The sequence below is a fragment of the Brevundimonas sp. genome, assembly GCF_032017145.1.
Taxonomy (GTDB): domain Bacteria; phylum Pseudomonadota; class Alphaproteobacteria; order Caulobacterales; family Caulobacteraceae; genus Brevundimonas.
In genome coordinates this window covers 1-7240 of sequence record NZ_DALZQC010000137.1, presented here as the reverse complement: position 1 = coordinate 7240, position 7240 = coordinate 1, and the positions used below count along the sequence as shown (strand labels likewise).

The 7240-nt window shown below is 68.0% G+C and carries 5 protein-coding genes; 4 read left to right on the top strand and 1 reads right to left on the bottom strand.

Annotated elements, in window-relative coordinates:
• A partial coding sequence (locus tag RTU05_RS16215) for a PAS-domain containing protein (protein ID WP_312599367.1) occupies positions 1-1636 on the top strand: 1636 nt, incomplete at its 5' end.
• A gap of 236 nt (positions 1637-1872) precedes the next feature.
• On the opposite strand, the gene RTU05_RS16210 is transcribed toward RTU05_RS16215, so the two are convergent.
• A complete protein-coding gene (locus tag RTU05_RS16210) occupies positions 1873-2484 on the bottom strand; it encodes a response regulator transcription factor (RefSeq protein ID WP_312599366.1) in 612 nt (203 codons plus the stop codon).
• 177 nt (positions 2485-2661) lie between these two features.
• On the opposite strand from RTU05_RS16210, the gene RTU05_RS16205 reads away from it, so the two are divergent.
• The 3 genes from RTU05_RS16205 to RTU05_RS16195 all read left to right on the top strand — a co-directional run bounded on the left by RTU05_RS16205 (position 2662) and on the right by RTU05_RS16195 (position 7063).
• Positions 2662-4017 (top strand): DcaP family trimeric outer membrane transporter, encoded by a 1356-nt coding sequence (locus tag RTU05_RS16205; RefSeq protein WP_312599365.1) that lies wholly within the window; start codon positions 2662-2664, stop codon positions 4015-4017.
• A 21-nt stretch (positions 4018-4038) separates the two neighbouring features.
• Positions 4039-5976, top strand: a complete 1938-nt coding sequence (acs, locus tag RTU05_RS16200) for an acetate--CoA ligase (protein WP_312599364.1) — start codon at positions 4039-4041, stop codon at positions 5974-5976.
• A gap of 82 nt (positions 5977-6058) precedes the next feature.
• Positions 6059-7063, top strand: coding sequence for a bile acid:sodium symporter family protein (locus RTU05_RS16195; RefSeq protein ID WP_312599363.1), 1005 nt, complete (start codon positions 6059-6061; stop codon positions 7061-7063).
• Positions 7064-7240 lie beyond the last annotated feature (177 nt).

Here is a 7240-nt window from a genome sequence, read left to right as displayed (position 1 = left end):
CGCCATCGGCGCGGCCTCGGCCCGGCGCGTCATCTCCGCCGCCCTGGCCGGGGTCGGACGCGCGCCCGAGGACGTGGTGCGGATGCTGGACGAGGCGTCCCAGGCCGTCCAGTTCAACCGCGACCTGTTGCAGACCACGCTGGACAACATCGACCAGGGCGTGATCGTGGTGGACGAGGATCTGCGCGTCACCGCCTGGAACCGGCGCTATGTCGGCATGTTCGACCTGCCCGTGGGCTTCGTCCACGTCGGCCTGCCCATCGCCAGCATCTATCGACTGAACGCCGAGCGCGGCGAAAGCCCCGACGATATCGAGACCTGGGTCGAACGCCGCCTGGAGGCGCTCAGCCGCCGCATCCCCCACGATCACGAACGACAGCAGCCGGACGGCCGGGTGCTGCGATCCTCCGGCGCGCCCATCCCCGGCGGGGGCTACGCCACCAGCTATACCGACATCACGGCCCTGCGCCGCGCCGCGCGCCAGTTGGAGGAAGCCAACGAACGGCTGGAGGCCCGCGTCGCCGACCGCACGGCGCGACTTGACGAGGCCCGTCAGATCGCCGAGGACGCCACCGCCTCCAAGACCCGGTTCCTGGCCGCCGCCAGCCACGACCTGCTGCAACCCCTGCACGCCGCGCGCCTGTTCATCGCAGCCTTGAAGGAGGAGCCGGCGCTGGAGGATCCCGCCAGCCGCACCCTGGCCGTCAACGCCGACCGCGCCATCGACAGCGCCCACCGGCTGCTGACCGCCCTATTGAACCTGTCCAAGCTGGAGGCCGGCGGGGTGCGGACAAACGTGACCCGCGTGTCGCTGGGCGGCCTGTTCGACGATCTGCGGCGCGAGTTCGCGCCGGTGGCCGAGGCCAAGGGCCTGTGCCTGACCCTGACGCCGACGCGACTGTGGGTGACGTCGGATCGCGACCTGCTGCGCTCCATGCTGCAGAATCTGGTGGCCAACGCCATCCGCTACACCGACCGGGGCCGGGTTCTGGTCGGGGTGCGGCGGCGCGGCGAGACGGTGCGGCTGTTCGTCTGCGACACCGGGCGCGGCATTCCAGAGGCGCAGCAAGAGACGGTGTTCAACGAGTTCGTGCGTTTGCCCGGCGCGGCGGTGGACGAACCCGGCGCGGGCCTGGGGCTGGCCATCGTCAAACGCCTGTCCAGCCTGCTGGACCATCCGCTGTCGCTGACCTCGACGCTGGGGGCGGGCGCCACCTTCCGCATCGACCTGAGACGCTGCGCGCCCGACGTGGCCGCCGAGGTCGCGCCATCGCGCGACGTGCGCCTGCCGCTGGCGGGGCTGAGGGTGCTGTGCGTGGACAACGAGCCGGTGATCCTGGACGCCCTGAACGCCCTTCTGACCCGCTGGGGCGCGCGGCCGACGCTGGCGGCCGGCGTCGAGGCGGCCATGGCGTCGCCGGGACCGTTCGACGCCGCCGTGGTCGATCTTCATCTGGGCGACGGGCCGGAAGGCTTCGCCGTCATCGACTGGCTGCGCCCCCACGGCGTGCGCCGCATCGCCCTGGTCACCGCCGACACCCGCGACGGGTTGAACGAACAGGCCACGGCCGCCGGCGCCGTCCTGCTGCCCAAGCCGATCAAGCCGGCGGCGTTGAAGGCTTTTCTGTCCAGTTAGGGTGATCGTGTTCCCAGGTCATGGGGCCTTGGAAGGCGTCCATCACGACGGTAACGACGAAGTCACGGAGGACACGACGCAACCGAACGCGGGTGGGCTCCTCGTTCCGCGTCCAAGCCGCCGCCGCAGAGCTTCAGGACGTGCTGAACGGGCAAGGCGCCCTCCTGTTCGCTGTGATTTCGCCGTGACCGCTGTGATGAAGCTTTTGAACCACGCGGATGAGTCCAATGAAGGCGTCAAGCCGGGTCCATCTGCTTGGCCAGGATGACTGCCTGGGTGCGGTTGTGGACGCCCAGCTTCCTGAACACGCTGGTCAGGTGGGCCTTGATGGTGGCCTCCGAGACGCCCAGGTCGAAGGCGATCTGCTTGTTCAGCCGACCGGCCTTCAGCCCCTCCAGGATGCGTAGCTGAGAGGGCGTCAGGCTGGCCACCCGTTCGGCCAGGTCGTCGTTCTCGGCCTGGGGCACGTCCGGCGACCAGCCGTCGCCGGCCAGGATGGCGGCGATGGCCTCGACCATCTGCGGCAGGGCGGTGGACTTGGGGATGAAGCCGGCGGCGCCCAGACCCAGGGCGTTTCGCACCACCGCCGCCTCCTCGCTGGCCGAGACCACCGCGACGGGCGCGGCCGGATGTTCGGCCCGCAGCGCCGCCAGCCCCGCCATCCCCTCGCTGTCCGACAGTTTCAGGTCCAGCAGCAGCAGATCGACCGGCCCCGCCTTCAGCGCGGCGCGCGCCTCGGCCAGGCTGGCGCACTCGATCACCTCCGCGCCCGGCGCGGCCTTGTCGACCGCCGAGCGCAGGGCGGCGCGGAACAGGGGATGGTCGTCGGCGACGACGATGCGATCCATAGGCGTCCTTCCCTGGGGCGGTCTTCCCATGCGCGGCGTCTGACCGGCCGCGTCGCCGCCACCATGGCGCCGTTCGACTTTGGTCGAAACTAGACCAATGGCCAATGGCTTGGCGAGGACATAGGCGGAAAGCTGGGATCAGGGACGCCTGCGGAGACGGGCGCGGAGGATATCAGCATGACCAGGACCACCCTTTTCGCGGGCGCCGCCGTCGTCGCCCTGTTGTCCGCGCCCGGCATGGCCTCGGCCCAGTCCAGCCAGGCGGCGCTGGAAGCCCGCATCGCCCAGTTGGAGGCCGAGCTGAACGCCCTGAAGGGCGAGGTCGTCGCCGCCCGCACCCAGCAGGCGGCCCAGGCCCAGGACATCATCCGCCTGGAGACCCGGCCGGCCGCGCCCGCCCCTGTCCAGCAGGCCGCGTCGCCGGCATCCCTGAGCGAGGGCTTCCGCATCGGCGACCACACGGTCAAGTTCGGCGGCTTCGTCAAGGTTGACGCCTACGCCAGCCGCTATTCCGGCGGCGATCCGGTCAATGGCGACGCCCTGCGCGAGTTCCACATTCCCGGCTCCATCCCCATCGGCGGCGCGAAGGAGGATACGGCGACCGACTTCAACGCCCGCCAGACCCGCTTCTGGTTGACCACCGACGGCGTGGTCGGCGGCCACAAGATCGGCACGCGGATGGAGATGGACTTCCAGACCCTGCCCGGCGCCGGCGATCAACGCACAACCAGCCCGGCCAACCCGGCCCTGCGCCGCGCCTTCGTCACCATCGACAACTGGCTGATCGGCCAGGAGTGGACCAACTTCCAGAACACCGCCGTCCTGCCCGAATCCGCCGATTTCATCGGCGCGGCGGAAGGCACGGTCTTCGCCCGTCAGGTCCAGGTCCGCTATACGCGCGGTCCCTTGTCGGTCTCGGTCGAGAACCCCGAGACGACCGTGACCCCGTTCGGCGGCGGGGCGCGCATCGTCGCCGACGACAACAGCCTGCCGGACTTCACCGCCCGCTATGCGGTGTCCCGACCCTGGGGCGATGTCCAGGTCGCCGGACTGCTGCGCCAACTGAAGTATCAGAACCCGGCGACCAGCATCGATTCCACCGCGACCGGCTGGGGTCTGTCGGCCTCGACCAAGATCAAGGTCGGGTCGAAGGACGATCTGCGCCTTATGGTGACCGGTGGCGAGGGCATCGGCCGCTATGTGGGGCTGAACTTCTCCAACGACGCGGTGCTGGACGCCTCGGGCGATCTGGACGCCATCGGCGTGGTCGCCGGCTTCGCCGCCTATCGCCACGTCTGGGCGCCCGGCTGGCGCTCCAGCCTGATCTGGTCGGCGCAGAAGGTGGACAACGACGTCGCCTTCACCGGCCTGTCCGCCAACCGATCGGCCCAGAGCCTCCACGCCAACTTGATCTGGTCGCCGGTTACGGCGTTTGATGTGGGGGCCGAACTGATGTTCGCGGATCGCGAGATCGAGACCGGCGCCAGCGGCGACATGACCCGTCTGATCCTGTTCGCCAAATACGGATTCTGATTTCCGCCGGAGACGCCTTTCGTGCCTGATCTCGACCTCTATCCCGTTCCCGCCGACTGGGCCGCCAAGGCCCATATGAACCGGCAGGCCTATGAGGCGGCGCGGATCGCCGCACGCGAAACCCCGGACGCTTTCTGGGCGGAACAGGCCCGGCGGTTGGACTGGATCACCCCGCCGACCAGGATCAAGGACGTCTCCTTCAGGAAGGAGGATTTCCGCATCCGCTGGTTCGAGGACGGGGTGCTGAACGTCTCGGCCGAATGCATCGACCGCCACCTGCCCCACCGCAAGGACGAGACGGCGATCATCTGGGAAGGCGACGACCCCGCCGACAGCCGCCGCATCACCTATGGCGAGCTGCACGCCGAGGTGTGCCGCATGGCCAATGTGCTGAAGGCGCATGGGGCCAAGAAGGGCGACCGGATCACCCTTTATCTGCCGATGATCCCAGAGGCCGCCTACGCCATGCTGGCCTGCGCGCGGATCGGAGCGATCCATTCGGTCGTGTTCGGCGGCTTTTCGCCCGACAGCCTGTGCGGCCGGATCGAGGACTGCGGCTCCAACCTGGTCATCACCGCCGACGAGGGCCTGCGCGGCGGCAAGCACGTGCCGCTGAAGGCCAATGTCGACGAGGCGCTGAAGAAGGTGAAGGTCGACACCGTCCTGGTCGTGCGCCGCACCGACCGCGACGTGCCGATGACCGAGGGGCGCGACTTCGACTATGGGCTGGAGGCCGCAAAGGTCGATGCCGACTGCCCGCCCGAACCGATGAACGCCGAAGATCCGCTGTTCATCCTCTACACCTCCGGCTCGACGGGTAAGCCCAAGGGCGTGCTGCACACCACGGGCGGCTATCTGTTCTGGGCCGCCTGGACGCACGAGATCGTCTTCGACTATCGCCCCGGCGAGGTCTTCTGGTGCACCGCCGACGTGGGCTGGGTCACGGGCCATTCCTATATGGTCTATGGGCCGCTGGCGAACGCGGCCACGACCCTGATGTTCGAGGGCGTGCCCAACTATCCCGACGCCGGCCGTTTCTGGCAGGTGGTGGACAAGCACAAGGTCGAGATCTTCTACACCGCACCCACGGCCCTGCGCGCCCTGATGCGAGAGGGCGACGCGCCGGTGAAGGCGTCGTCGCGCGCCTCGCTTCGTCTGTTGGGCACGGTGGGCGAGCCAATCAATCCGGAAGCCTGGCGCTGGTATCACGAGGTGGTCGGCGACGGCCGCTGCCCCATCGTGGACACCTGGTGGCAGACCGAGACGGGCGGCCATCTGATCACGCCGCTGCCCGGCGCCACGGACCTGAAACCCGGCTCCGCCACCCTGCCCTTGCCGGGCGTCGAGCTTGAGATCGTGGACGCCGAAGGTCGGCCGCTGGACGGCGCCGTGTCGGGCAATCTGTGCATCACCGACAGTTGGCCCGGTCAGATGCGGACCGTCTATGGCGACGATCAGCGCTTCTTCGACACCTATTTCTCGACCTATCCGGGCCGGTATTTCACCGGCGACGGCTGTCGTCGCGACGCGGACGGCTACTATTGGATCACCGGCCGGGTGGACGACGTCATCAACGTCTCGGGCCACCGCATGGGCACCGCCGAGGTCGAAAGCGCCCTGGTGCTGCACGACGATGTCGCCGAGGCGGCCGTGGTCGGCTTCCCCCACGACATCAAGGGCCAGGGCATCTACGCCTATGTCACCCTGAACAAGGGGGTCGAGCCGACCGAGGACCTGCGAAAGGCCCTGATCGCCCATGTCCGCCAGGAGATCGGCCCCATCGCCGCGCCCGACGTGATCCAGTGGGCGCCGGGCCTGCCCAAGACCCGGTCCGGCAAGATCATGCGGCGAATTCTGAGAAAGATCGCCGAGAACGACATCGGCGCCCTGGGCGATACCTCCACCCTGGCCGATCCGTCAGTGGTGGACGATCTGGTCAAGAACCGCTCCGGGTCGTGAGGGCTGAAATAGGGGCGCGCGCTTCAAGCCCGGCCTTTGGCGGTCTATCACTGCGGCGACCCGCCGCAGCCTGAGCCAGCCCATGCCTCGTTTCCTGTCCCGCCTGCCGATCGACGGCTATCTGCTGGCCCTGATCGGCATGGTGGTTCTGGCGGCTCTGTTGCCCGCTGGCGGTCAAGCGGCCGTAGTGCTGGACGGGGTGGTGAAGGTCGCCATCGCCCTGCTGTTCTTCCTTTACGGCGCACGGATGTCGCCCGCCGCCATCGGCGCCGGTCTGATGCACTGGCGTCTGCAGGGCGCCGTCTTCCTCAGCACCTTCCTTCTGTTTCCCATCCTGGGTCTGGGCATCGTCTTCTTGATGCGCGGTTCGCTTCAGCCCGACCTGCTGACGGGGATGCTGTATCTGTGCCTGCTGCCCTCGACGGTTCAGTCGTCGATCGCCTTCACCTCCATCGCCAGGGGCAATGTGGCCGGCGCCCTGACCAGCGCCAGCCTGTCCAATTTGCTGGGCGTCATAATCACCCCCCTGCTGGTCGCCTGGCTGATCGGCGGCGCGGGCGGCGGCATTCGGCTTCAGTCCATTCTGGACATCGGCCTGCAGATTCTGGCCCCGTTCGCGGTGGGTCAGTTGTTCCGGCCCATGCTGGTGGGCTGGCTGACCAGACACGCCAAACTGACCAGCATGGTCGACCGCGGCTCTATTCTTCTCATCGTCTACGCCGCCTTCAGCGAGGGGATGGTCGCGGGGGTCTGGTCGCAGGTCTCGCTGGGCGATCTGGCCAAGGTTCTGGCGCTGAACCTCGCCCTTCTGGCCATTGTTCTAAGCCTGACCCTGACCATCGGCCGCGCGTTGAAGTTCAACCGGGGCGACCGGATCGTCATCCTGTTCTGCGGATCGAAGAAGGGGCTGGCCGCAGGCGTGCCCATGGCCAGCATCCTGTTCGCCAGCGCCTCGGTCCCGCTGATCGTCCTGCCGATCATGCTGTTCCACCAGATTCAGCTGTTCGCCTGCACCATCATCGCCCAGCGCTACGCACGCGAAGACGCGGCCCGCCTGAAAGACGAGCCGCAGGTCGAGGCCGTCTGATCTGGTGAGGAGAAGGGCCTGGGTTCGATCAACCTTCATTTGGCTGACGTTCTAACCCGTCATTCCGCGGCTGAGCGGAGCGAAGAACCCGGAATGACGGCTTCTTACAAGCGGTGGATCGCTCTAGGCAGTGTGGACAAAGTGTTTGATCCAGAGTCGGATTGAAGCGACGAGGAC

Excerpts from the sequence above, each read along its gene's own strand:
- RTU05_RS16205 (WP_312599365.1), top strand. The coding sequence starts at position 2,662 with ATGACCAGGACCACCCTTTTCGCGGGCGCCGCCGTCGTCGCCCTGTTG.
- RTU05_RS16210 (WP_312599366.1), bottom strand. The coding sequence starts at position 2,484 with ATGGATCGCATCGTCGTCGCCGACGACCATCCCCTGTTCCGCGCCGCC.
- RTU05_RS16195 (WP_312599363.1), top strand. The coding sequence starts at position 6,059 with ATGCCTCGTTTCCTGTCCCGCCTGCCGATCGACGGCTATCTGCTGGCC.